Source organism: Novosphingobium acidiphilum DSM 19966 (assembly GCF_000429005.1).
GTDB lineage: Bacteria > Pseudomonadota > Alphaproteobacteria > Sphingomonadales > Sphingomonadaceae > Novosphingobium > Novosphingobium acidiphilum.
The window spans coordinates 15,146-38,590 of record NZ_AUBA01000009.1; the positions used below are offsets into that span (position 1 = coordinate 15,146).

Below are 23,445 nucleotides of genomic sequence, written 5' to 3' on the forward strand. Positions count from 1 at the left end.
CTAGCCCCGCTCCACGCGCCCATCGACCACCTGCCAGAACGCCGCGGGCGCGGGCAGGTCCACGAACGGCGCGGGTTCGGTGCCCGTCATCCACACTTGCGCGCCCGACGCGGCCAGCCGGTCATACAGCGCGGCGCGGCGCAGCGGATCGAGATGTGCGGCAATTTCGTCAAGCAGCAGCAGGCGCGGGCGGTCGGTGTCGCCCAGCCCGGCATGCGCCAGCACGATGCTGATCAGCATCGCTTTTTGTTCGCCGGTCGAACATTGTGCGGCAGAGGCGTTCTTGGCTGCCATCGTCACCGCCAGATCGTCGCGATGCGGGCCGGTCAGCGTGCGCCCGGCGGCGCGGTCGCGGCGTCGGCCTTCGCGCAGCAGCGCAGCCAGCGCATCGGCCCGGTCGGGGGTGTCGCCGGCATAGGCCAGCAGGGGGCGCGCAAATGGCCCTTCGGGTTCGGCGGCAATCGCCGTGTCGAGACGTTGCACCAGCGTGCGGCGGGCCAGCGCCATCGCGGCCCCCGCCTCGGCCAGTTGCCGCTCCAGCGCATCGAGCCACACCGGATCGGGCTCGGCCGGATCGGCCAGCAGGCGGTTGCGTTCGCGCAGCGCGGTTTCGTAACGCGTGGCAAGGCGTGCATGGCCCGGCTGTTCCGCCAGCACCAGCCGGTCAAGAAACCGCCGCCTGGCGCCTGCGCCTTCGGCAAACAGCCGGTCCATCGCCGGGGTCAGCCAAGTCATCGCCAGCCATTCGGCCAGGCGGTTGGTGGGCCCTTCGGCGCCATTGATCCGCACGCTGCGGCGGTTCGGGCTGTCGGGCGTGGTGGCCGTGCTCAGCGCCAGCGCGCCGCCTTCGAGTTCCGCCGCGATGGCAAACCCGCCCTGGCCATGCGCGGCGGCCATTTCGGCCACTTGTGCGCGGCGCAACCCCCTTCCGGGGGCCAGCAGGCTGATCGCTTCAAGCACATTGGTCTTGCCCGCCCCGTTTTCACCGGTCAGCACGTTGAATGTCGCCGTCGCATCCAGCCGGGTCGCGGCATGGTTGCGAAAATCGCGCAATGTCAGCCGGGTCAGCGCCAAAGGGTCAGGCCCGGTCAATCAGGCCGTGACGGCGCAGCGCATGGCGCAACTGGTCATAGCTCAGGCCCAGCGCCTTGGCAGTCTGGCGCTGGTTGTAGCGCGCCTTGGCCAGGTGGTGTTCGATGATCGCGCGTTCGTGGGCATCGACCGCAGTGCGCAAGTCGGTCACGGTATCAAGCGGCGCAGGTGCGGGCGCAGCGCGTGGCGCGGCAGGCGTGTCGGGCGCCGCGTGCGACGGCCCGACGGGCTTCCACGGGCTGTCGAACGGGTCGAACTGCACCGCGCCCACCGGGCTTTCGGCGTCGTCCCAGCGATAGACCGCGCGTTCGACCACGTTGCGCAATTCGCGCACGTTGCCGGGCCAGCCATGGGTTTCCAGCGCGGTGCACACCGCATCGGAAAATCCCGGCCAGGTGTCCCGGCCCAGCTCTGCCGCCATGCGGCGCCCGAAATGGTCGGCCAGCACCGCGATATCGCCTTCGCGCACGCGCAACGGGGGCAGGGTGATCACTTCAAAGCTCAACCGGTCGAGCAGGTCGGGGCGAAACCGCCCGGTGGCGGCCATCCGCGGCAAATCCTCGTTGGTGGCGGCCACGATCCGCACATCGACGCGGATCGGGCGCGACGATCCGATGCGCGACACTTCGCCATATTCCACCACGCGCAACAGCCGTTCCTGCGCTGCCATCGACAAAGTGCCCAGTTCGTCAAGGAACAGCGTGCCGCGGTCCGCCTCTTCAAACCGGCCGGCGCGGGCGCGCGATGCGCCGGTGAACGCGCCTGCTTCGTGCCCGAACAGTTCGGCCTCGATCAGCGTTTCGGGAAGGGCTGCGCAATTCATCGTAACCAGCGGTTCCTGCCAACGGGTCGACAGGTGGTGCAGCCGTTCGGCAATCAGTTCCTTGCCGGTGCCGCGTTCGCCAATCACCAGCACCGGACGGCGCAGGGGCGCGGCGCGGCTGGCGCGTTCGACCGCGTCGAGAAAGGGGCTGGCCTGGCCGATCAGTTGGGTCGTGCGATCCATTGCCAAGGAATAGCAGATTTTCCCAAGATTGGGCAATATTTCCCATATCGAATGGGCCGTTCGCCGTGCCAAATGGCGCAATCGCGCGCTTTTTCGGGTTTGGCACGGCTCGTGCAAACACATTGGCATGGCCCCGCCGGGGGCTCCCCCTGTTTCAATCAGGAGATACGCCGTGACTGATACCGCCCGCTTTATCGCTTCGCCGCTTGGCCGTGCTGCCGTTGCCAGCATTCTGGCGCTGGCGGCGCTGAGCGGCGTGGCGATCTCGCGCCCCGCTGCGTTTGATCACAGCGCGTTTGCCCCGCATGTTGTGGCCAGCCCTGCGGCCATTACCGGTGAACTCGCATGACCGCCCCGCAATCCCCGCTTTCGCGACTTGATCGCGCCATCGCCGCAAGGCAGCATGGCATTATCGATCACGGTGCGTCAGGCGCGGCCACAACCCCGACCCGATCCCCCAGCTACGGAGCCTTGCCCATGGGTATCTTTTCGCGCACCCGCGATATCATCGCCGCCAATTTTTCCGACCTGATCGACCGCGCCGAAGACCCGGTCAAGATGATCCGCATGATCATCCTGGAAATGGAGGAAACGCTGGTCGAAGTGCGGGCCTCGGCCGCGCGCAGCATTGCCGATCAAAAGGAAATGCAACGCCACGTCGACAAGCTTGACCGGCTGCAGGCCGATTGGGCCGACAAGGCGCAGCTGGCGCTGTCAAAGGACCGCGAAGACCTGGCCCGCGCGGCCCTGCTCGAAAAGAAGAAGGCCGGCGAAATGGCGGCGCAATTGCGCACCGAAATCGGCATCCTGTCGGATTCGCTGCGTGCGTACGAAACCGATATCGAAAAGCTGCAGACCCGCCTGCGCGAAGCGCGCAGCCGCCAGGGTGTCATCGCCGCGCGGCTTGAATCGGCGGAAAACCGGGTGCGCCTGCGCCAGCTGATGACCAGCGAACGTGTCGATGAAGCGCTGGCCCGGTTTGACCACCTGGAACGCCGGGTCGATGATGCCGAAGGCCGCGCCGATGCGCTGAACCTGGCCGGGGCCAAGCCGACGCTTGCCGACGAGATCGCGGCGTTGGCCGGTGAAGACAAGATCGACGAGGAACTGGCGGCGATGAAACGCGCGCTGGCCAAGCCGGACACCGCCCACACCACCAGCGCAGAGGGTTGAACCATGGAATTTGGCGATCTTATGGGGCTGATCTGCGTTGTTTCGCTGTTCATCTTCCTGCCGTGGATTATCCTCCATTATGTCACCAAGTGGAAAACCGCGGCCACGCTGACCACCGGGGACGAGGCGCTGCTCGACGAACTTTACCGTCTGGCGCGCCGCCTGGAGGATCGCATGACCACGGTGGAACGCCTGGTTGCAGCCGACCACCCAGATTTCCGTCCGCTGGGCCGCAGCGCCGCAGCCGAAGCGGGTGAACCGATGACCGAACTCGAACGCATGCTTGCCGCCAAGAAGGGAGCCGGACGATGAACCGCCACCGCACCAAATTCTACCGTGACAAGGCCAATGGCAAATTCATGGGGGTCTGCGCCGGTATTGCCGACTATATCGGGATCGAAGTGTTGTGGATCCGGCTGGCCTTTGTGGTGCTGACGTTGTCGGGCATCGGCGGCGGACCGACCGTGATCTTGTACTTTGCGCTGGGTTTCCTGGCGGAAAACAAGCCGCAAAGTCTGTATGCCGATGTCGAGGAACAGAAATTCTGGCAGGGTGTGCGTCAGTCACCCGCCCGTACCGCCCGCGAAGTGCGCGCCCAGTTCCGCGATCTCGATCGGCGCCTGGCCGAAGTCGAAGCCTACTATGTTTCATCCAATCCGCGTCTTGCCGCAGAAATCGAAGAACTGCGCTAAGCCAGGATTTTTTTCCGGGGGAATACGATCATGGATGCCGGTACTCTTGCCCTGTTGATCCCGCTTGCGCCGTTTATGCTGGGGGGCTTTGCGATCTGGACCAAGCACCAGCGGCGCATCGAGGAAATCCGCGCCCAGGCCACGGCGGAAAAGGCCGCGCAATATGCCGCCCATACCGAGCGGCTGGAAGAACGGGTGCGCGTGCTTGAACGCATTCTGACCGATCGCGGCACCAGCCTGGCCCACGAGATCGAGGCGCTGCGCGGTGAAGAAACCGCCGATGCGCCGGGCAAGAAGCTGCAATAGGTTCACCCGGATCAGGATTGTTCTGCCATGGACCATATGTTCTATATCGTGCTGATCGTGGCGCTTGTGGTCGGATCGCGCACGCTTCGCACACGCTATACCGCGCTGGCCAAGATCGAAGCGCTGCGCGGCGACCACACCGAAAACGCCGCGCTGGCCCGTGAAGTCGCCGCGTTGAACAGCCGGATCGCGGTGCTCGAACGGATCGTGACCGAAAACCGCAGCAGCCGCGATCTGGCGCACGAGATCGATGCGCTGCGCGATCGGTGACCGGCGTGGCCCAAAAAACCGGTTCCCACCGATTTGCCCGATGCGCTAGGGCGGGACGATGCGCACACTTGACGACATTCACGACGAATATGAATTCCTCGATGGCGATGATCGCTATCGCCTGCTGATCGAGCTTGGCCGCGATCTGGAACCCATGCCCGATGCGCTGAAAACCGATGCCACGCTGGTGCGCGGCTGTTCGGCCAGCGTGTGGGTCTATCCGATCGAGGGGCAGGACGATGCCCTGCATTTCCTGGCCGACAGCAATGCCGCGATCACCAAGGGGATTGTCGCACTGGTGCTGGCCGCAGTGCAGGACCGGCCGGCAGCCGAAGTGGCCGCCACCGACATAGCCGCCACGCTCGACCGGTTTGACCTTAAACGCCAGCTGTCATCGAACCGCACCCAGGGGCTGCCCAACATGATCGCGCTGGTGCGCGACCATGCGGCCCGCATCGCGGGCGCCTGACCGGTGCGGATCGTCAGCCTGCATCGCTATCCGGTCAAATCGTTCGGCGGCAATGATCTGACGCAGGCCCGCGTCGAACCGCGCGGTCTGGCCGGCGATCGCCGCTGGATGATGGTTACGCCCGAAGGACGGTTTCTGACCCGGCGCGAAGTGCCGGCGATGGCACAGGTCCATGCCGATACCGCCCCACATGGCCTGGTGCTGACGCATCGCGATGCCGGGACGCTGACGGTGACCGAACCCGCAACGCCGCCGCACATGGCGGTGCGGGTGTGGGACGACACCGTCATTGCCAGCGACGCGGGCGATGCGGCGGCGCAGTGGCTGTCGGCCATCTTTGCCCGGCCCGTCCGGCTGGTACACATGCCCGACCGGGTGCTGCGTGCGATCGATGGGCGCTATGCGCGGCCAAGCGATCAGGTCAGCTTTGCCGACGGGTTTCCATTGCTGGTAACCACCGTCGAATCGCTCGATGCGCTCAATCGCGAACTCGCCGACCCGATCACCATGGCGCGGTTCCGGCCCAATGTGGTGCTGTCCGGTGCGCCGGCCGCCTTTGCCGAAGACGCTTGGCGCGTGCTGCGTATCGGCGCGCTGACCTTGCGCGTGGCCAAACCCTGCACCCGCTGCGTCATGACCACGCAAGACCCCGATACCGGGGCCGGCACCGGAACACTGGAGCCGCTGCGCACGCTGAAGGCGATGGGCCGCGTCAAACCCGGCCCGCGCCCCGAACCGATCTTTGGCCAGAATGCGATACCCGATGGCACGGGGGTGATCGCTGTGGGCGATGCGGTCGAGGTTGTGGCCTAGATCGCGTCGCGCACGCGCGCCACGCCCGCCTCGCGCTGGGCCTTCAGTTCGCGCTTCAGAACTTTGGGATCGCGCGCAAAGACAAAGCCGAAGCTGACGCCGCCTTCCTTGCCCTCGGTCGCATGGTGCAGCTTGTGCGCCTGGACCAGCCGCATCGGATATCCGCCGCGCGGGACATAGCGGAACCAGCGCTGGTGCACGATGCCGTCGTGGATCAGCGTATAGATCACGCCATAGGCCATCACGCCCAGCCCGATCCAGGTTGCGGGCCACCACGCGGCGGTACCTGCCACCAGCGGGCTGCCGATCATGAAGCATGAAATCGACAGCGCCGCGCCGGCCACGGCATACAGATCGTTCTTTTCGAAAAAGCCATCGTGGCGTTCGTGGTGATCGCGGTGCCAGCCCCAGCCAAAGCCGTGCATGATATATTTGTGGCTGCCCCAGGCGATCAGTTCCATCGCAAGGGTGGCGGCCAGGACAATCGCGGCGCGGACAAGGATCTGTGTAACCATGACGGGCGGGCTATACCGTGCGATTGGTTGCTTGACCATTGCCAAGCGCAAACCTGCCTTGAAATGCAACCCCTTCAGGCTTAACCGGCATGCTATGGCCACGACACATCCTCGCACGCTGTACCAGAAGATCTGGGACGCCCACGTTGTTGAACGCCGCGATGACGGCACCTGCCTGATCTATATCGACCGGCACCTGGTCCATGAAGTGACCAGCCCGCAGGCGTTCGAGGCGCTGCGTTTGGCCGGGCGCACGGTGCGCCGCCCCGATCTGACGCTGGCGGTGCCCGATCACAATCTGCCGACCACCGCGCGACGCGATGCCGCGGGCCAGCGCATCGCCATTGCCGATCGCGAAAGCGCGCAGCAGTTGGCCGCGCTCGAACGCAATGCGCCTGCGTTCGGCATCCGCTATATCGGCGATGCCGATGCCGAACAGGGCATTGTCCACGTGGTCGGCCCTGAACAGGGCTTTTCGCTGCCGGGGGCGACGATCGTGTGCGGCGACAGCCACACCGCGTGCCACGGCGGGCTGGGCGCGCTGGCCTTCGGCATCGGTACCAGCGAAGTCGAACACGTGCTGGCCACGCAGACACTGCTGCTGAAGCAGTCGAAATCGATGGAAGTGCGCGTCGAGGGCGATCTGGGGCCGGGTGTGACGGCCAAGGATCTGGTGCTGCATATCACCGGGGTGCTGGGTGCGGCGGGCGGCACCGGCTATGTCATCGAATACACCGGTGCAGCGATCCGCGCGCTGTCGATCGAAGGCCGCCTGACGGTGTCGAACATGGCGATCGAACACGGCGCGCGCGCCGGCCTGATCGCACCCGACGACACGACCGTGGCCTATGTCAAAGGGCGCCCCTATGCGCCCAAGGGCGCCGACTGGGACAAGGCGGTGGCCTGGTGGCGCAGCCTCGCCACCGATCCCGGCGCGGTCTATGACAAAGTCGTGGTGATCGATGCCGCCGCAATCGTGCCGAGCGTAACCTGGGGCACCAGCCCCGAAGATGTCGTGCCGATCACCGGCGTGGTGCCCGCGCCCGACAGCTTTGCCGATGCGTCAAAGCGCGACGCGGCGGCCAAATCGCTGGCCTATATGGGCCTGACCGCGGGTCAGGCGATGGCATCGGTTGAAATCCAGAACGTGTTTATCGGCAGTTGCACCAACAGCCGGATCGAGGATCTGCGCGCTGCGGCCGCGGTGCTCAAAGGCCGGCACAAGGCGCCCCACGTCAAATGGGCGATCGTCGTGCCCGGGTCGGGGCTGGTCAAGGCCATGGCCGAGGCCGAAGGGCTTGACCGGGTGTTTGTCGACGCCGGTTTTGAATGGCGCGAGCCCGGCTGTTCGGCCTGTCTGGGCATGAACCCCGACAAGGTTCCGGCAGGCGAACGCTGCGCATCGACCAGCAACCGCAATTTCGTCGGACGCCAGGGCCCCGGCGCGCGCACCCATCTGGTCAGCCCGGCGATGGCGGCTGCTGCCGCGGTGGCAGGGCATCTGACCGATGTAAGAGACATGATCTGACGGCAAGGAGTTTTGTGATGACCAAGAAGGACGAAACGCCGCAGGCACCGGCCACGGGCAACGGATCATGGGCCGGGGCGGCAGCAATTGCCGGTGCCGCGATCGGATCTGCCGCGGTCGCCGCAGCGCTGCTCTATGCATCGCGCCGCAAGGATCGCGCCGACAAACCCAAAGCACCGATTGTGCCGACGCTTCCGCCCGAAACCGATTGAGCCGACGATGGAACCTGTCACCACGATCCACGGCCGCGCCTATCCGTTTGGCCAGAAGAATGTCGACACCGATGTGATCATCCCATCGCACTGGCTGAAGACGATCACCCGCGAAGGCCTGGGGCGCGGCGCATTTGAAACCTTGCGCGCCGACCCCGACAACCTGTTCGACAGCGTGGAGTTCGCGGGATCACCGATCCTGGTGGCGGGCGACAATTTCGGCTGCGGGTCCAGCCGCGAACACGCCGCGTGGGCGCTGCTCGATCTGGGCATTCGCGCGGTCATCGCGCCGTCGTTTTCCGACATCTTTTCGGGCAACGCCTTCAAGAACGGCATTCTGACCGTGGTTCTTCCGCAGGCGGCGATCGACCGGCTGATCGAAGTGGCGCAATCCCAGCCGATCCACATCGATCTCGACAGCCAGACCGTGACCACTCCGTTTCAGGACCGGTTTGCCTTCGATATCGATCCGTTCCGCAAGACGTGCCTGCTCAACGGCCTCGATGAAGTGGGCCTGACTTTGGCGCAAGGCGATGCCATCGGCGCGTTCGAAGACACCGTGCGCGTCGAGCGGCCGTTTCTGGCGGTTGGGGTCGGTTCTTAAATGATCGCTTAAAATGCTTTTCATTCCGGCCAAATGTTGGCACGAAAAGGGCGTCCAATGCGGGCGCCCTTTGTCGTTCGGGCACGCCCGCGATCAGAAATCTTCGGGAGAATTCGCATGAAAGCCTTGCTCAGCCACGCCGCCGGCGGCCCTGAAACCTTGGTGCTTGACGATCTGCCCGATCCGGTGGCGGGGCCGGGGCAGGTGATCGTGGCGGTCAGGGCCTGTTCGATCAATTTTCCCGACACGCTGATCATCCGCGATCTGTACCAGTTCAAACCCGCGCGGCCCTTTGCCCCGGGCAGCGAAATCGCAGGCGTGATCACCGCGGTCGGCGAAGGCGTGACCGGCTGGCAGGTGGGCAACCGGGTGATCGGGATGATCGGCAATGGCGGGCTGGCGACGCATGCGGTGGTCGAACAGACGCGGCTGTTTGCGCTGCCCGACGATGTCGATTTCGACACCGGCGCATCGCTGCTGATGACCTATGGCACCAACTATCACGGGTTGGTCGATCGCGGGCATATCAAGCAGGGCGATGTCGTGCTGATCCTGGGCGCTGCGGGCGGCATTGGCCTGTCGGCCATCGAATTGTGCAAGGCCTTTGGCGCGCGGGTGATCGCGGGCGTCTCGTCCGAAGACAAGGCGGCGCTGGCGCGCGAGGCAGGCGCCGACGATGTGGTCATCTATGGCCACAGTCCGTTCGACAAGGCACAGTCAAAGCAACTGGCCGAGGCGTTCAAGGCAGCCTGCGGCCCCAATGGCGCCAATATCATCTATGACGTGGTCGGCGGCGACTATTCCGAACCGGCGCTGCGTTCGATCGCGTGGGAAGGGCGGTTTCTGGTGGTGGGCTTTCCCGCCGGGATCGCGCGCCTGCCGCTGAACCTGACGCTGCTCAAATCTTGCGATGTGTGCGGCGTGTTCTGGGGTGCGTTCACTGCGCGCGAACCCGCACGGTTCAAGGCGGAAGTGGCAGAGCTGTTCGCCATGCTCAAAGACGGGCGGATCGCACCGCGTATTTCCGCGCGCTATCCGCTGGAACGCGGTGCCGATGCCATTGCCAGCCTGGAAAACCGCCAGGCCGTCGGCAAAGTCGTGGTCGAGATCGGCTGACCCATGCAAATGGGCCACCCGGTTGCCCGGGTGGCCCGATCCCTTACCGTGGACAAGTGAAGGGACGTGCGCTTGACCCGATATTGCCTGCGTCCGGGCTGTCCAATCGGCGCCCGCCCGGGCTGCAATGTCTCATTTTGAGACGTATTGTACGATCGTCTCGTAACGCAGGGGCACGCGTGCGTCGCGCATAAAATCGCGATAGCAGCCGTTTCGAACCAAATTGCCGGCACAACGCGCCGCGCGTTGTGGTCAGATATGGATCGGTTTGCCGGTCACCGCCATCGCGGCTTCCTTGATCGCTTCGGAGTGGGTCGGGTGCGCGTGGCAGGTATAGGCAATGTCTTCGCTGGTGGCGCCGAATTCCATCGCCAGCGCAGCCTCGGCAATCATCGTCCCGGCCAGCGTCGCCACAATCCACACGCCCAGCACCCGGTCGGTCCTGGCATCGGCGATGATTTTGACAAAGCCGTCGCCTTCTCGGTTGGTCTTGGCGCGGCTGTTGGCCATCATCGGGAATTTGCCGACCTTGATTTCGCCCTGTGCTTTGGCGGCCTCTTCGGTCAGGCCGACCCCTGCGAATTCGGGGTTGGTGTAGACCACGCCCGGGATCACCGCATGGTTGACGATCCCGGTCAGGCCGGCGATGTTTTCGGCCACCGCAATGCCTTCGTCCTCGGCCTTGTGCGCCAGCATCGGACCGGGGATGACATCGCCGATTGCCCATACGCCGTCGACCGCGGTGCGGAAATCATGGTCGGTTTCGATCTGGCCGCGCGCATTGGGGGCCAACCCGATCGCGTCAAGACCCAGCCCTGCGGTGTTGGGCCGCCGCCCGATCGCCACCAGCACCACATCGGCGTCGAGCGTTTCGGCCGCGCCACCGTTGGCCGGTTCCAGCGTCAGGGTTGCCTTGCCATCGGTTACGGCAACGCCGGTGACCTTGGTCGACAGTTTCAGCTCAAGGCCCTGTTTTCTGAAGACCTTGGCCGCCTCTTTGCGCACGTCGCCATCCATGCCGGGCAGCAGCTGGTCAAGATATTCAACCACGGTGACCCTGGCGCCCAACCGGCGCCAGACCGAACCCAGTTCCAGCCCGATCACCCCGCCGCCGATCACGGCCAGATGCTGCGGCACTTTGTTCAGCGCCAGTGCGCCGGTGGAATCGACGATCACGCCGGCATCGTTGTCGACGGTAACCCCGGGCAGCGGTGTCACCGACGATCCGGTGGCAATGACGATGTGCCTGGCCGTGACTTTGGCCCCGGCCACATCGACCGTGTGGGCATCGGCAAACGTGGCATGGCCTTTCAGCCAGGTGACCTTGTTTTTTCTGAACAGGAATTCGACCCCGCCGGTCAGTTCGCGGACCGCAGTGGCCTTTTCCGCCTGCATCACGTCAAGATCCAGCTCGACCCCGGTGGCCTTGACGCCGAATTTGGCCATCGTGCCATTGGCCGCTTCGTCGAACAGTTCCGATCCGTGCAGCAGCGCCTTTGACGGAATGCACCCGACATTCAGGCAGGTGCCGCCCAGCGTTTCGCGGGCTTCGGCGCATGCGGTCTTCAGCCCCAGTTGCGCTGCGCGGATCGCCGCAACATAACCGCCAGGGCCGGCACCGATCACCAGCACGTCGTAGTCGTATTCAGCCATTGCCATGGTCCTTTGCGATGCTGCCGTCGTCTGTCGATCAGAGGTCGATCAACAGGCGCGTCGGTTCTTCGATCGCTTCCTTGATGGTCTTGAGCGCGGTCACGGCCTCGCGTCCGTCGATCAGACGGTGATCGTAGGACAGCGCGATGTACATCATCGGGCGGATCACGATCTGGCCATTGCGGACAACCGGGCGATCCTCGATGCGGTGCAGGCCAAGCACGGCCGACTGCGGCGGGTTGATGATCGGGGTCGACATCAGCCCGCCGAACACGCCGCCGTTCGAAATGGTGAAGGTGCCGCCCTTCATGTCGTCCATGGTCAGCGTGCCGTCGCGCGCCTTCTTGCCGTAATTGGCAATCGCGGCTTCGATCCCGGCAAACGACAGCTTGTCGCAATCGCGCACCACCGGCACGACCAGGCCGTTCGGCGCCGAAACCGCGACCGAAATGTCGACATAGTCGTGATAGACGATCTCGTCGCCTTCGATCCGCGCGTTGACCGATGGGATGTCCTTGAGCGCCAGGCACGAGGCTTTGGCAAAGAACGACATGAAGCCCAGCTTGATGCCGTGCTTCTTTTCGAACGCGTCTTTGAATGTGTTGCGCGCGGCCATCACCGCCGACATGTCGACATCGTTGAACGTGGTCAGAAGGGCTGCGGTTTCCTGCGCCCCTTTCAAACGCTTGGCGATGGTCTGGCGCAGGCGCGTCATCTTGACGCGTTCCTCGTTGCGGCCCGGGCCGGCCGCAACCGTGGCGGGCACGGTTGCCGTGGCAACAGGTGCGGGCGCTGCGGCCTTGGCCTGGGCTGCGGCCATCACGTCTTCCTTGGTCAGGCGCCCGCCTGCGCCGGTGCCTTTGACTGTGGCGGGATCGATGCCGTATTCCAGCACGGCGCGGCGCACAGCCGGCGACAACGCCGCAGCATCGCCATCGGTTGCGGCCTTGGCCACCGCGGGGGCCGAGGCAACCACAGGCGCCGGCGCGGGCGTTGCGACCGGCGCCGGTGCAGGTGCCGCAACCACAGGGGCGGGCGCGACGGTCGTGCCAGCGGCCTCGATCATCGCCAGCAGCGCGCCGACCGAAACCGTGTCGCCCTCCTTGGCGATCCAGTTGCCCATGATCCCGGCCGCGGGTGCCGGCACATCCACGGCGACTTTGTCGGTTTCAAGGCTGACGATCGGTTCGTCGACTGCAACCGCTTCGCCCGGCTTTTTCAGCCACTGACCGACGGTCGCCTCGCTGACGCTTTCACCCAGCGTCGGCACTTTGACTTCGATGGACATAACCGCAAATTCCTTGGACCGAATGTGTGCAAATGGGGTGTGATCAGGCTTTTTTCTTGCGGCGGATCTCGCCGCGCACCGACAGCGCCAGGGCATTGGCCACAAGTGCGGCCTGTTCGTTGGCATGGCGCTTGGCCAGGCCGGTTGCAGGCGACGCGGCGCTGGCGCGGCCGGCATAGCGCGCGCGGGTTGCCTTGCTGCCGGCGGCTTTCAGCGCGTCTTCGATGCGCGGCTCGACAAAGAACCATGCACCGTTGTTCTTCGGCTCTTCCTGGCACCACACCACCTCTTCCAGGTGGGGCATGCGCGACAGGCGGTCGGCCAGCGGCTCGCCGGGGAAGGGATAGAGCTGTTCCAGGCGGATGATCTGGACATCGGTGATACCCTGCTGATCGCGCGCCTCGAACAGGTCATAGGCGACTTTGCCGCTGCACAGGATAACCTTGCGCGTCCGCGCATCGTCGGCGCCGTTGATGTCCGACTTGATCCGCTGGAAATGCGCCTCGCCGATGAATGAAGTGGCATTCGATTTGGCCATCGGATGACGCAGCAGGCTTTTGGGCGTCATGATGATCAACGGCTTGCGAAACGGACGGTGCATCTGCCGGCGCAGCACGTGGAAGTAATTCGACGGCGTGGTGATGTTGCACACCTGGATATTGTCTTCGGCGCACAGCTGCAGATACCGTTCGAGCCGGGCCGAGGAATGCTCGGGCCCCTGGCCCTCATAGCCATGCGGCAGCAGCATCACCAGGCCATTGGCGCGCAGCCACTTGGATTCGGATGCGGCGATATACTGGTCGATGACAATCTGCGCGCCATTGGCAAAATCGCCAAACTGCGCTTCCCACAGCACCAGCGTCTTGGGATCGGCGCTGGCATAGCCGTATTCATAGCCCAGCACGCCATATTCGGACAGCGGGCTGTCGTGCACTTCGAACCGGCCGTGCGGCAGCGTGGCAAGCGGTACGTACTTGTGTTCGTCGGTCTGGTCGACCCACACCGCATGGCGCTGGCTGAAGGTGCCGCGGCCCGAATCCTGGCCGGACAGGCGCACGTTGAAGCCCTCGGTCACCAGGCTGCCATAGGCCAGCGCCTCGGCTGTGGCCCAGTCAAACCCGGTTCCGGTCTTGAACATCTCGCGCTTGGCATCGATCACCCGGCCAAGCGTCTTGTGCACGGTCAGGTCTTCGGGAATGCCCGTCAGCACGCGGCCCAGGCTGTCGAACAGCTTGGCATCGATGCCGGTGGGCACGTTGCGCCGCGCGGTGACCGGATCCGCCGGCTTGTTCAGCCCGCTCCATCGCCCGCCGAACCAGTCGGCCTCGTTCGCCTTGTAGCTGGCCGCAGCTTGAAACTCGCCTTCCAGCGTGTCGACAAAGCTTTCTTCCGACTGGGTTTTCCAGCCGGCGTCGATCACGCCCTGCGCCACCAGCTTGTCGGCATAGATCGCGCTGATCGGCGGATGCTGGCGGATTTTGGCGTACATCAATGGCTGGGTAAAGCTTGGTTCATCGCCTTCGTTGTGACCGAACCGGCGATAGCACCACATGTCGACCACCACATCGCGGCCGAATTTCTGGCGATAATCGATCGCCAGCTTGCACGCGAAGGTGACGGCTTCGGGATCGTCGCCGTTGACGTGGATGATCGGTGCCTGCACGCCCTTGGCCACGTCGGAGGGATAAGGCGAACCGCGCGAAAACTGCGGGCTGGTGGTGAAACCGATCTGGTTGTTGACGATGAAATGGATGCAGCCGCCGGTGTCATACCCGCGCACACCGGAAAAGCCGAAGCATTCCCAGACGATGCCCTGGCCGGCAAAGGCGGCGTCGCCATGGATCAGGATCGGCAGCACCTGCTTGTGCTTGCCCGGCCCGATGTCATCGCGGAACACCTGTTGCGCACGGGTCTTGCCCAGCACCACCGGGTCCACGGTTTCGAGATGCGACGGGTTGGGCTGCAGGCTCATGTGCACCTTGATCCCGTCGAATTCGCGGTCGGTCGAGGTGCCCAGATGGTATTTCACATCGCCCGATCCGCCAACATCTTCGGGATTGGCGCTGCCGCCCGAAAATTCGTGGAAGATCACGCGATAGGGTTTGTGCATGACATTGGCGAGCACGTTCAGCCGCCCGCGGTGCGACATGCCGTAGATCATTTCGCGCACGCCAAGCTGGCCGCCGTACTTGATTACCGCTTCGAGCGCGGGGATCATTGATTCGCCGCCGTCGAGGCCGAAGCGCTTGGTGCCGACGTATTTCTTGCCAAGGAATTTTTCGTATTGTTCGCCACGGATCACCGCAGCCAGGATCGCCTTCTTGCCGTTCGGGGTAAAGTCGATCGACTTGTCGCCGCCCTCGATCCGGTCCTGGATGAAGGCACGTTCTTCCACATCGGCGATGTGCATGAATTCAAAGCCGATCTTGCCGCAATAATTGCGCCGCAGGATCGCCACGATATCGCGCGGCGTGGCCCATTCCACCCCCAGGATGCCACCCAGATAGACGTTGCGATCAAGCGCCGCGCCAACAAAGCCATGGTATTCGGGCGAAAGGTCGGCGGGCAGGTGCTGCCGCGCCAGGCCCAGCGGATCGAGATCGGCGGTCAGATGGCCGCGCACGCGATAGGTGCGGATCAGCAGCATCGCGCGCAGCGAATCCTGTGCCGCCTGTTCCAGCGCGGCATCGTCCAGCTTTGGCGCATCCTTCTTCAGCGCCTTGGCGATGTCGATCTTCAATGCCATCGGGTCAAGCGCCCGGGTCAGGTCATCGCCCGCTGCGGCATCGTTCACCGGCCAGCGCTTCGAGGCCCAGCTGGGCCCGGGCTGCGGCCCGTCCTGCGCGGGATCGTTGTCGAAGTCGTGCAACTCGTGACCCATCGTTTCAACTCCTGTGCCCCGGCGAGCGAGGGGCTTCGGACAATCCCGCTGCGCCGATTGGCGCAGGGAACCTTTCCTGCATGCGGGGTGTGGCGCGCGTTATCGTGTCACACCACCGGCAAAAACGGTATTGCCCCGACCCTTGGGGCAAATACCGGCACATAATGCACGGCGCCGCTGCCCGACGATCGCTCAGGACCGGGGCAGCGGCGCTGGTGCGCAGCGATCAGGCGAGTTCGGGCGCAATGCCCTTGCACGCCACCAGCAGTTCCTTGACTGCGTCGACCGAGACCCCGAGATTGGCCTTGGCCGTATCGTCGAGCGCAATCTCGATGACCTTTTCGACGCCGCCTGCACCGATCACCACCGGCACCCCGACATACAGGCCGTCAACGCCGTATTCGCCGCTGACATGCGCGGCGCAGGGCAGGACGCGCTTCTGATCCTTGAGATAGGCTTCGGCCATCGCAATGCCCGAGGCGGCGGGGGCATAGAACGCCGAACCGGTCTTGAGCAGGCCGACGATTTCGCCGCCGCCGGCGCGCGTGCGCGCAACGATCGCGTCGATGCGGTCCTGGGTTGACAGGCCCATCTTGATCAGGTCGGTCACGGGGATGCCCGAAACGGTCGAATAATCGACCACCGGCACCATCGTGTCGCCGTGGCCGCCCAGCACGAACGAATTCACATCGCGCACCGAAACACCGAACTCCCAGGCCAGGAACGTGGTGAACCGCGCCGAATCGAGCACGCCTGCCATGCCCACCACCTTGTTGTGCGGCAGGCCCGAAAATTCGCGCAGCGCCCACACCATCGCATCGAGCGGATTGGTGATGCAGATCACGAAAGCGTCGGGCGCGTTGGCCTTGATGCCTTCGCCCACGGCCTTCATCACTTTCAGGTTGATGCCCAGCAGGTCATCGCGGCTCATGCCCGGCTTGCGCGGCACGCCGGCGGTGACGATGATCACGTCGGCGCCTGCGATATCCTTGTAATCGTTGGTGCCGATGATCGATGCATCGAAACCTTCGACCGGGCCGCACTGCGACAGGTCGAGCGCCTTGCCCTGGGGCACGCCTTCAGCCACGTCGAACAGGACGATATCGCCCAGTTCCTTCTGCGCGGCGAGATGAGCGAGGGTGCCGCCGATATTGCCGGCGCCGATCAGCGCAATTTTCTTGCGAGCCATGCTTTACGGTCCTTTCCCGTAGCTGCGGGACTGAACAAAGGTCACTGTCCCACCGTCACAAACACCGCCCCACGTCCCGCATGACAGGGAGGCATCCGGTGGAATGGCTGGGTCCGTAAGCCTGTGGCAAAGGGATTGCAAGGCGTTAAAAGGTCGCATTTCAGGGTTTTTATGATAACGTTTCGCAATATCAAATGCATATCGGAGCAGCAAACCGTGGCCGCGTGCGTCGCCGCGCGCGGCGCCGCCATCCGGGCCGCATGCATCGCTTGTGAAACCTGAATTGAATCTGACCCGGATCAGGTGCGGCGTCGTTGGCCCAGCATGCGGCTGATTTCATCCCACCAGGCGGCATCGTCATCGTCGCCGCGCGCATTGGCGTTGGCAGCAGCCAGACGGGCACGCTCTGCGGCGGCCAGCCCGTGCACCGCAAACAGGCGCAGTGCCGCGTGCACCCGCGCATCGTCGAACGTGCCCGGGCCAAGGTCGGTGTCGTTGCCAATGTGCTGGTTGTCGTTGACCGCGGCGTGCCAGCCCAGGCGGGAAGGGCGAACCAGCGCAGGCGAAATGATCCCGTAACGGGGTACAAAGCGCAACATCGTATGGTCTCCTCCACTGCGGGCAACGGCCCGGTCGCACGGCCTTAGCGCCGATCGCGTGAACGTGCAGTGAGGCGACAAGGTAAAGACACTGCAAACGAAACAAGGAATTGCAATCACGACCCCGGTTGGCGAATCCAGTGCGCGGCGTTGTCGTATTGCTGTTCCGCCTCGGGCCGGACCGCGCCCGATCCTGGCAGGATGTGGCTGTGCGGTGCGGGCGCGGCGGCGGATGCCGGGGTCTGGTTCAGGGGTTGCTGACCAAACGACACGCCCGCGCGCATGATGGCCGGATCGGCCGCCACCGCCCCGGCGGTCGTCGCCCGCAGCGCGGTCAGGCGGCCCGCCTCGAATGCCTTTTCCAGCGTGATCGGATCGGCTGTGTCGGCGCCGGTCGATACCCACGTGCGCGGATGGGGTGCGGCCACCGGTTCGCCGCCGGCATAGACCGCGCTGAAGGCGCGCGGCTGTCCGGCGCTGCCGGTCCAGCGATAGAACCGGTGCGCCCCGATCATGCCGATAAAGGTCATCGTGTCGGACCAGGCAGGATGCACCGCGCTGGTGTGATAATGCGTGGCCAGGCCCACCGGCGCAAAGACGAAGCCGGCCATCGCCGCCTCGGCCACGCGGCGCGCACGCGCCCAATAGACCGCCATCGGCCGATGCTGCATCGATCCGTCGCAGGCAAAGCTGAACTGGCACCCCGGCCGTTCCGACCCCTGGTAGACCACGCCGCACACCGTCTTGGGAAAGGCGGGGTGGGCCACGCGGTTCAACACGACTTGCGCCACCGCGCGCTGACCATCATCGGGTTCGCGCGCCGCTTCGTAATAGATCGCCGCGGTCATGCATTCCACCGCACGGGTGCGATCGAGCCCGCTGCCGGTGGGCAGCGTGGGCCGCGCCGCAGGTCCGCCTTGCAGCGCAACGGGCGGCGCTGCGGCATCCGGATGCACGCTGGCCAGCGTGCGGTTCCACGCGTCCATTGCCGCCTGTGGGGTCAGCAATCCGCGGTTGGCCGGCGCGCCTGCGGGGTGTGCCGGCGCGATCTGGGCCTGCGCCAGCGCGCCCCGCACGCCATGCGGATCGCCCCAGCCGATCGCGGCCAGCAGCGCCGGGATCATGCCAAGCAGCACCGCCAGCGTGATGCGCCACCGCAACCGGGCGCGGCGTATCCGCAGTGTGTCGCGTAGCGCCTGGTTGTTCTGGATCGCCTGCCCGAAGTCCCGCGTGGCGGGCGCGTCCGTGATGGGCGTGGCGGCGCGTTGCTTCGCCGCTTCGCAGGGCACAATCACCGGTCGATAATCGATTTCGAGTGGCATGTGGTCCCGGGGCAATTCTGGCAAGACAGGCATAACCGATCCGGGCCATGCGCGCATGGCCGATCGGCGGGCTGTCTCGATATGCGACAGACCCCTGCCAGAGGATTAACTGTCGCGCGCCGCGGTCGGGGTTGTCCTTGCGCAGCCACACGGCTATGCGCGCCCAGACTTTCCGCCGTGCCCGGGCGGTTGGCATGGCCCGGACCGGCCGTGCCGGGCCTGATCAAGACCGCAGGAGTAGGTGATGACCGGGTTGATGCGCACGATGGCAAGCCAGACCGCGCTGGCCCTGATGCTGTGCAGCCTGGGCCTGCCGTCCGCACAGGCGCAGACCGCGCCGGCTTCGCCACCTGCAGCCCCCACCGCCGACGATTACCCCCCGCCCGAAGAGGCGCAGGCCGCGCCCGATGTTGCGCCGATTGCAGTGACCAGCCTGGCCACGGGATCGGCGCTGGCGGTCGACAAGCTGGCACAGCCGGTTACCGTGCTGACCGCAGACGAACTCAATCGCATCGGCGGGGCCGATGTCACCCGCGTCCTGGCGGACATTCCGGGCGCGACCTGGGAACGCTATGGCGCGGCCGGTGCGTTTACCGGGGTGCATCTGCGCGGAGCGTCGGCCAGCGACACGCTGGTGCTGATCGATGGCGTGCGCATGCAGGATATTGCCTCGCCCGGCGGAGCATTTGACTTCGGCACTTTGACCGGGGTGGGCATCGATCGCATCGATGTGCTGCGCGGCAGCGGCTCGGTGGTGTGGGGCAGCGGCGCGGTCGGCGGGATCGTGGCAATCACCACGCCCGAGACCAAGGGTCTCAATGCCTCGTTCGAAGTGGGCAGCCGCGACACGCTGGCTGAAAACATCGCCTATGGCCTGCGCACCGATCGCTATGCGCTGTCGCTCAACACCGGCTATACCGCCACCGACGATATTCCGGGGCGCCGCGACGATGTGCCCGGCGGGTTTCACCAGTGGCGGTTTGGCGGGCGTGGCCGGGTCAGCCTGACCGATGCGCTCAGCCTGTTTGCCGTGGCGCGCTATGCCGATGACAAAGCCAGCGGCAATGCATTTCCGTTGCCGCGCGAATTGAGCGGCGACGCCCCGCAGGCGCTTGAAACCGAACAATTGTCCGGGCGGACCGGGGCGCATTTCGAACAGGGCGCGGTCACGCTTGATGGCGGCTATGCCTTTGGTACGACGCGCACGGTCTATGTCGTGACAGGCGCTGCGGGCACTATTGCCGCCAACTGGCTGGGCAAATCACAGCGCGCCGACATGACCGGCGCGGTCAAACTGCTGCACGATCTGGCGGTCAACTTTGGCGCCGACACCGAATGGACCGGCTATTCCAGCAGTTTTGATGCCGAACATCGCGCCAACGATACCAGCGGCCATGTCCTGATCGGCTGGTACGGCGCGGCAGCGACACTGACCGCCGGACTGCGGGTCGACGATCACAGCGCCTATGGCACGCACGAAACCTATTCGGTCGATGGCAGTGCCCGCCTTGCCGAAGGGCTGCGACTGCGCGCAGCCTATGCCCAGGGGTTCAAGGCACCAACGCTGTATCAGCTCTATTCGGGGTTCGGAAATGCCGCGCTGGCGCCTGAAACCGCGCAAAGCTATGACGGCGGCCTGGAATACACCGGTGCGGCCGGAAAGCTGAAGCTGGCCGCTTCGGTCTATCGGCGCGACAGCCGCAATCTGATCGAATTCATGCCCTGCACCGGGTCGGCTGATCCGGCCTGCGCAGCGCGCGCCAATGGCACATATGGCAATGTCGGCCAGGCCCGCGCCGATGGCGCCGAGCTCGAAGCGATCTACGCGCCATCGTTCAAATTCCGCGTGACCGCGCTATACAGTCACGACATTGCCACCAACAGGACCCCGGGCGATGCCCATTTCGGCAATGACCTGACGCTGCGGCCGCGCGATGTCATGTCGCTGTCGACCGACTGGACTTCGCCGTTCAAGGGTCTGGTGTTGGGCGCCGATCTGCGCGTGCAATCGGCCAGTTGGGGCGATGCGGCCAACACCGTGCGTCTGCCCCCGGGCGAAATTGCCACATTGCGCGCAACTTTGCCGTTCGGCAGTTTCCTCGATTTCTATGGCCGCCTGGAAAACCTGTTCAACGATCACCAGCCCACCGTGCCCGGCTATGGCGCGCCGGGACGCGGGGTGTTTGTGGGCATCAGGGTCCGCTATTGACGGCGCGCGCGGTCCTTGCGCTGTCGCTGGCCCTTGCTGCGCCACAGCCGGCGCAGGCATCCCCGCGCATTGTCTCGCTGAATCCGTGCAGCGACGCGATCTTGGCCGAAGTGGCCGACCCTGCGCAAATTCTGGCGATTTCGGCCTATAGCCGGGATCCGGCAACATCGTCGCTGGCGCCGGGCGTTGCCGCGCGGTTTGCCGTAACGCATGGCACGATCGAGGAGGTGATTGCGCTGCACCCCGATGTGGTGATCGACGGGGCCTTTGTGGCACCGGCCACCGCAGGCGCCTACCGCCGGCTGGGGCTGCGGCTTGAAGTGCTGGGCACCCAGCACAGCGTGGCGGATTCGCTGGCCGATGTGCGGCGGCTGGCGGCACTTGCCGGGCATCCCGACCGGGGCGAAGCGCTGGTCGGGCGGATCATGGCGGCGCTGGCCGCCGCGGCGCCCCCGCCGGGTGCGCCGCCGGTCGATGCGGTGCTGTGGGAATGGGGCGGAATGGTCGCGGGGCGCAACACTTTGACCGGTGAACTGCTCGAACGCGCCGGCTTTGCCAATCTGCCCGCGCGCCAGGGCTATGGCCAGGCCGACATCTATCCGATCGAGCGGCTGCTGGCGCATCCGCCGCGCGTGATCCTGACGGTCGGACACGATCGCATGCTGCACCATCCCGCGCTGGCGACATTGAACCGCACTGCACGCGCTGATTTCCCCGCAGGGCTGCTGTTTTGCGGCGGTCCGACGATCATCCGCGCCGTGCAAACGTTGGCGCAAGTGCGGCGGAGCCTGCACTGATGGCGCCGCGCTGGTGGATCATGCTGGGCGTGCTGCTGTTGCTGGCGCTGCCGCTGTCGCTGCTGGCAGGGCAAGTGTGGATCGATCCGTTCGGCCCGCCTGTGCCCGGGGCGGTGCCGATCCTGGTTGAACTGCGCGCGCCGCGTGCGGCGCTGGCGCTGGTGATCGGTGGCGGGCTGGGTGCGGCGGGTGCGGCGATGCAGGGTTTCTTGCGCAATCCGCTGGCCGATCCGGGGCTGTTCGGGATCGCGCCGCTGGCCGCGCTGGGCGCGGTGCTGTCGTTTTATACAGGCGCCGCGATACAGGAATGGGCCTTGCCGGGGTTCGCGCTTGTCGGCGCGGGGTTGGCGATGGCGCTGCTGGTGCTGATCGCGGGCCGTGCCACCGATGGCGGGATCGGACGCGGCATCACGCTGTTCACGCTGGCCGGCATGATGATCGCCAGCCTGGCGGGCGCGCTGACCAGCCTGGTGATCAGCCTGTCGCCCAATCCCTTTGCGCTGAGCGAGATTGTCACCTGGCTGATGGGCGCGCTGGAAAACCGCAGCTGGCACGATGTCGCGCTGGCCGCGCCGCCCACGCTGATCGGCATGGTTTTGCTGATGCGCGCCGGGCCTTCGCTCGATGCGCTGAGCCTGGGTGATGCGGCGGCGCGTTCGCTGGGGGTGGAACCGGCGCGGTTGCAGGCGCTGATGGTGCTGGGCGTCGGACTGGTGGTGGGCGCGGGTGTGGCGGTTGCGGGTATTGTCGGCTTTGTCGGCCTGATCGTGCCGCATCTGGTGCGGCCGCTGACCGACCATCGCCCCGGTTCGCTGATCGGGCCGAGCGCGATTGCCGGCGCGCTGCTGGTGCTGATAGCCGACAGCGCGTGCCGGTTGCTGCCGCTGACGGGGGGCGAATTGCGGCTGGGCATTGCGCTCAGCGTGCTGGGTGCGCCGTTTTTCCTGATGCTGCTGCTGCGCCTGCGGCGGGATCTGGCCTGATGCTGCGCGCGCACGCCCTGACTGTGCCCGGACGGCTGCATGGCGTCGATGTGGCGCTGCAAAGGGGGCGGATCACCGCGATTGTCGGGCCCAATGGCGCGGGCAAATCGACCCTGCTGTCGTCACTGGCGGGGCTGACAACAGGCGATGTGACACTGGACGACCGCGCGCTGGCGGCAATGGCAGGCCGCGACCGCGCGCAAACGATCGGTTTTCTGCCCCAGGGCGGCGATGTCGCATGGAACCTGTCGGTTGCCACACTGGTGCGACTTGGCCGCCTGCCGCACCGCTCCACGCGCGCAACCGATGATCGTGCCGTCGCGGCCGCGCTGTCCGACATGGCGCTTGACGCGCTTGCCGCGCGCCCGGTCGGCACGTTGTCGGGTGGTGAACGCGCACGCGCGTTGCTTGCCCGCGTGCTGGCGGGCGAACCCGGCTGGGTGCTGGCCGACGAACCGCTGGCCAATCTCGATCTGGCTCACGCGCGCGCATTGCTGCGGCATTTCCGCAGGCTTGCCGACGCGGGCAAAGGCGTGGCGCTGGTGATGCACGATCTGGCGCAGGCGATGAACCATGCCGATCACGTCGTCGTGCTGGATAAGGGGCGCGTGGCCGCAAGTGGCGCGCCCGAAACGACACTCGACCCCGCGCTTGTTGCGCGGGTATGGGGCATCGAGGCGCACTGGCTCGGCGATCACGGAGCCCGTGCGCTGGCCTGCCCCTAATTC

Annotated in this window: 25 protein-coding genes; 16 read left to right on the forward strand and 9 right to left on the reverse strand. The window is 65.5% G+C overall.

The window, feature by feature from the left end; genetic code table 11:
• The gene (gene recF / locus G404_RS0109420; RefSeq protein WP_028640858.1) at window positions 1–1,074 is read right to left on the reverse strand and encodes a DNA replication/repair protein RecF; all 1,074 of its coding nucleotides are present in this window, start codon (window positions 1,072–1,074) and stop codon (window positions 1–3) included.
• A gap of 4 nt (window positions 1,075–1,078) precedes the next feature.
• The gene (gene pspF / locus G404_RS0109425) at window positions 1,079–2,098 is read right to left on the reverse strand and encodes a phage shock protein operon transcriptional activator (protein WP_028640859.1); all 1,020 of its coding nucleotides are present in this window, start codon (window positions 2,096–2,098) and stop codon (window positions 1,079–1,081) included.
• A 172-nt stretch (window positions 2,099–2,270) separates the two neighbouring features.
• Between pspF and G404_RS20605 the strand changes: the two genes are divergently transcribed.
• Genes G404_RS20605 through G404_RS0109465 form a run of 8 tightly spaced genes read left to right on the forward strand, consistent with a single transcriptional unit; the run spans window position 2,271 to window position 5,821 of the window.
• Window positions 2,271–2,447 (forward strand): hypothetical protein, encoded by a 177-nt coding sequence (locus G404_RS20605; RefSeq protein WP_169719695.1) that lies wholly within the window; start codon window positions 2,271–2,273, stop codon window positions 2,445–2,447.
• A complete protein-coding gene (gene pspA, locus G404_RS18680; RefSeq protein ID WP_051280463.1) occupies window positions 2,444–3,271 on the forward strand; it encodes a phage shock protein PspA in 828 nt (275 codons plus the stop codon). The genes G404_RS20605 and pspA overlap by 4 nt, the downstream gene beginning before the upstream one ends.
• 3 nt (window positions 3,272–3,274) lie before the next feature.
• Window positions 3,275–3,583 (forward strand): envelope stress response membrane protein PspB, encoded by a 309-nt coding sequence (pspB, locus tag G404_RS0109440; protein ID WP_028640860.1) that lies wholly within the window; start codon window positions 3,275–3,277, stop codon window positions 3,581–3,583.
• Window positions 3,580–3,963: an envelope stress response membrane protein PspC gene (gene pspC, locus G404_RS0109445; RefSeq protein ID WP_028640861.1), complete on the forward strand. Its 384-nt coding sequence runs from the start codon at window positions 3,580–3,582 to the stop codon at window positions 3,961–3,963. The genes pspB and pspC overlap by 4 nt, the downstream gene beginning before the upstream one ends.
• Before the next feature lie 30 nt (window positions 3,964–3,993).
• The gene (locus G404_RS0109450) at window positions 3,994–4,269 is read left to right on the forward strand and encodes a hypothetical protein (protein ID WP_028640862.1); all 276 of its coding nucleotides are present in this window, start codon (window positions 3,994–3,996) and stop codon (window positions 4,267–4,269) included.
• Between the two features lie 27 nt (window positions 4,270–4,296).
• Window positions 4,297–4,539: a hypothetical protein gene (locus G404_RS0109455; protein ID WP_028640863.1), complete on the forward strand. Its 243-nt coding sequence runs from the start codon at window positions 4,297–4,299 to the stop codon at window positions 4,537–4,539.
• A gap of 58 nt (window positions 4,540–4,597) precedes the next feature.
• Window positions 4,598–5,008, forward strand: a complete 411-nt coding sequence (locus tag G404_RS0109460) for a SufE family protein (protein WP_028640864.1) — start codon at window positions 4,598–4,600, stop codon at window positions 5,006–5,008.
• A gap of 3 nt (window positions 5,009–5,011) precedes the next feature.
• A complete protein-coding gene (locus G404_RS0109465; RefSeq protein WP_028640865.1) occupies window positions 5,012–5,821 on the forward strand; it encodes an MOSC domain-containing protein in 810 nt (269 codons plus the stop codon).
• On the opposite strand, the gene G404_RS0109470 is transcribed toward G404_RS0109465, so the two are convergent.
• Complete coding sequence (locus G404_RS0109470; RefSeq protein WP_028640866.1) at window positions 5,818–6,336, reverse strand: sterol desaturase family protein; 519 nt, start codon at window positions 6,334–6,336, stop codon at window positions 5,818–5,820. The genes G404_RS0109465 and G404_RS0109470 overlap by 4 nt on opposite strands.
• Window positions 6,337–6,430: 94 nt before the next feature.
• On the opposite strand from G404_RS0109470, the gene leuC reads away from it, so the two are divergent.
• The 4 genes from leuC to G404_RS0109490 all read left to right on the forward strand — a co-directional run bounded on the left by leuC (window position 6,431) and on the right by G404_RS0109490 (window position 9,796).
• A complete protein-coding gene (leuC, locus tag G404_RS0109475) occupies window positions 6,431–7,864 on the forward strand; it encodes a 3-isopropylmalate dehydratase large subunit (RefSeq protein WP_028640867.1) in 1,434 nt (477 codons plus the stop codon).
• 17 nt (window positions 7,865–7,881) lie between these two features.
• Complete coding sequence (locus tag G404_RS0109480) at window positions 7,882–8,076, forward strand: LPXTG cell wall anchor domain-containing protein (RefSeq protein WP_028640868.1); 195 nt, start codon at window positions 7,882–7,884, stop codon at window positions 8,074–8,076.
• A gap of 7 nt (window positions 8,077–8,083) precedes the next feature.
• Complete coding sequence (gene leuD / locus G404_RS0109485; RefSeq protein ID WP_028640869.1) at window positions 8,084–8,680, forward strand: 3-isopropylmalate dehydratase small subunit; 597 nt, start codon at window positions 8,084–8,086, stop codon at window positions 8,678–8,680.
• A gap of 117 nt (window positions 8,681–8,797) precedes the next feature.
• Entirely contained in the window at window positions 8,798–9,796 is a 999-nt protein-coding gene (locus G404_RS0109490) for an NADPH:quinone oxidoreductase family protein (protein ID WP_028640870.1), read from the forward strand.
• Between the two features lie 252 nt (window positions 9,797–10,048).
• Here the strand turns inward: G404_RS0109490 and lpdA are convergent, their stop codons facing one another.
• The 6 genes from lpdA to G404_RS0109525 form a co-directional block, all read right to left on the reverse strand.
• Complete coding sequence (gene lpdA / locus G404_RS0109495) at window positions 10,049–11,449, reverse strand: dihydrolipoyl dehydrogenase (RefSeq protein ID WP_028640871.1); 1,401 nt, start codon at window positions 11,447–11,449, stop codon at window positions 10,049–10,051.
• 37 nt (window positions 11,450–11,486) lie between these two features.
• A complete protein-coding gene (odhB, locus tag G404_RS0109500) occupies window positions 11,487–12,737 on the reverse strand; it encodes a 2-oxoglutarate dehydrogenase complex dihydrolipoyllysine-residue succinyltransferase (RefSeq protein WP_028640872.1) in 1,251 nt (416 codons plus the stop codon).
• Window positions 12,738–12,780: 43 nt separating this feature from the next.
• Window positions 12,781–15,618: a 2-oxoglutarate dehydrogenase E1 component gene (locus G404_RS0109505; protein ID WP_028640873.1), complete on the reverse strand. Its 2,838-nt coding sequence runs from the start codon at window positions 15,616–15,618 to the stop codon at window positions 12,781–12,783.
• Between the two features lie 226 nt (window positions 15,619–15,844).
• The gene (mdh, locus tag G404_RS0109510) at window positions 15,845–16,807 is read right to left on the reverse strand and encodes a malate dehydrogenase (protein WP_028640874.1); all 963 of its coding nucleotides are present in this window, start codon (window positions 16,805–16,807) and stop codon (window positions 15,845–15,847) included.
• A gap of 299 nt (window positions 16,808–17,106) precedes the next feature.
• The gene (locus tag G404_RS18685) at window positions 17,107–17,406 is read right to left on the reverse strand and encodes a hypothetical protein (RefSeq protein ID WP_051280465.1); all 300 of its coding nucleotides are present in this window, start codon (window positions 17,404–17,406) and stop codon (window positions 17,107–17,109) included.
• A gap of 116 nt (window positions 17,407–17,522) precedes the next feature.
• Window positions 17,523–18,728, reverse strand: a complete 1,206-nt coding sequence (locus tag G404_RS0109525; protein WP_028640875.1) for a cell wall hydrolase — start codon at window positions 18,726–18,728, stop codon at window positions 17,523–17,525.
• A 244-nt stretch (window positions 18,729–18,972) separates the two neighbouring features.
• Here G404_RS0109525 and G404_RS0109530 point away from each other — a divergent pair, with 244 nt between their 5' ends.
• Genes G404_RS0109530 through G404_RS0109545 form a run of 4 tightly spaced genes read left to right on the forward strand, consistent with a single transcriptional unit; the run spans window position 18,973 to window position 23,442 of the window.
• Window positions 18,973–20,937 carry a TonB-dependent receptor plug domain-containing protein gene (locus G404_RS0109530; protein WP_156906260.1) on the forward strand — a complete coding sequence of 655 codons (1,965 nt, stop codon included), beginning with the start codon at window positions 18,973–18,975 and terminating at the stop codon, window positions 20,935–20,937.
• Window positions 20,934–21,734 (forward strand): ABC transporter substrate-binding protein, encoded by an 801-nt coding sequence (locus G404_RS0109535; protein ID WP_028640877.1) that lies wholly within the window; start codon window positions 20,934–20,936, stop codon window positions 21,732–21,734. Before G404_RS0109530 ends, G404_RS0109535 begins: the two co-directional genes overlap by 4 nt.
• The gene (locus G404_RS0109540; protein WP_028640878.1) at window positions 21,734–22,717 is read left to right on the forward strand and encodes a FecCD family ABC transporter permease; all 984 of its coding nucleotides are present in this window, start codon (window positions 21,734–21,736) and stop codon (window positions 22,715–22,717) included. The genes G404_RS0109535 and G404_RS0109540 overlap by 1 nt, the downstream gene beginning before the upstream one ends.
• A complete protein-coding gene (locus G404_RS0109545) occupies window positions 22,717–23,442 on the forward strand; it encodes an ABC transporter ATP-binding protein (RefSeq protein ID WP_028640879.1) in 726 nt (241 codons plus the stop codon). Before G404_RS0109540 ends, G404_RS0109545 begins: the two co-directional genes overlap by 1 nt.
• Window positions 23,443–23,445: the final 3 nt, after the last annotated feature.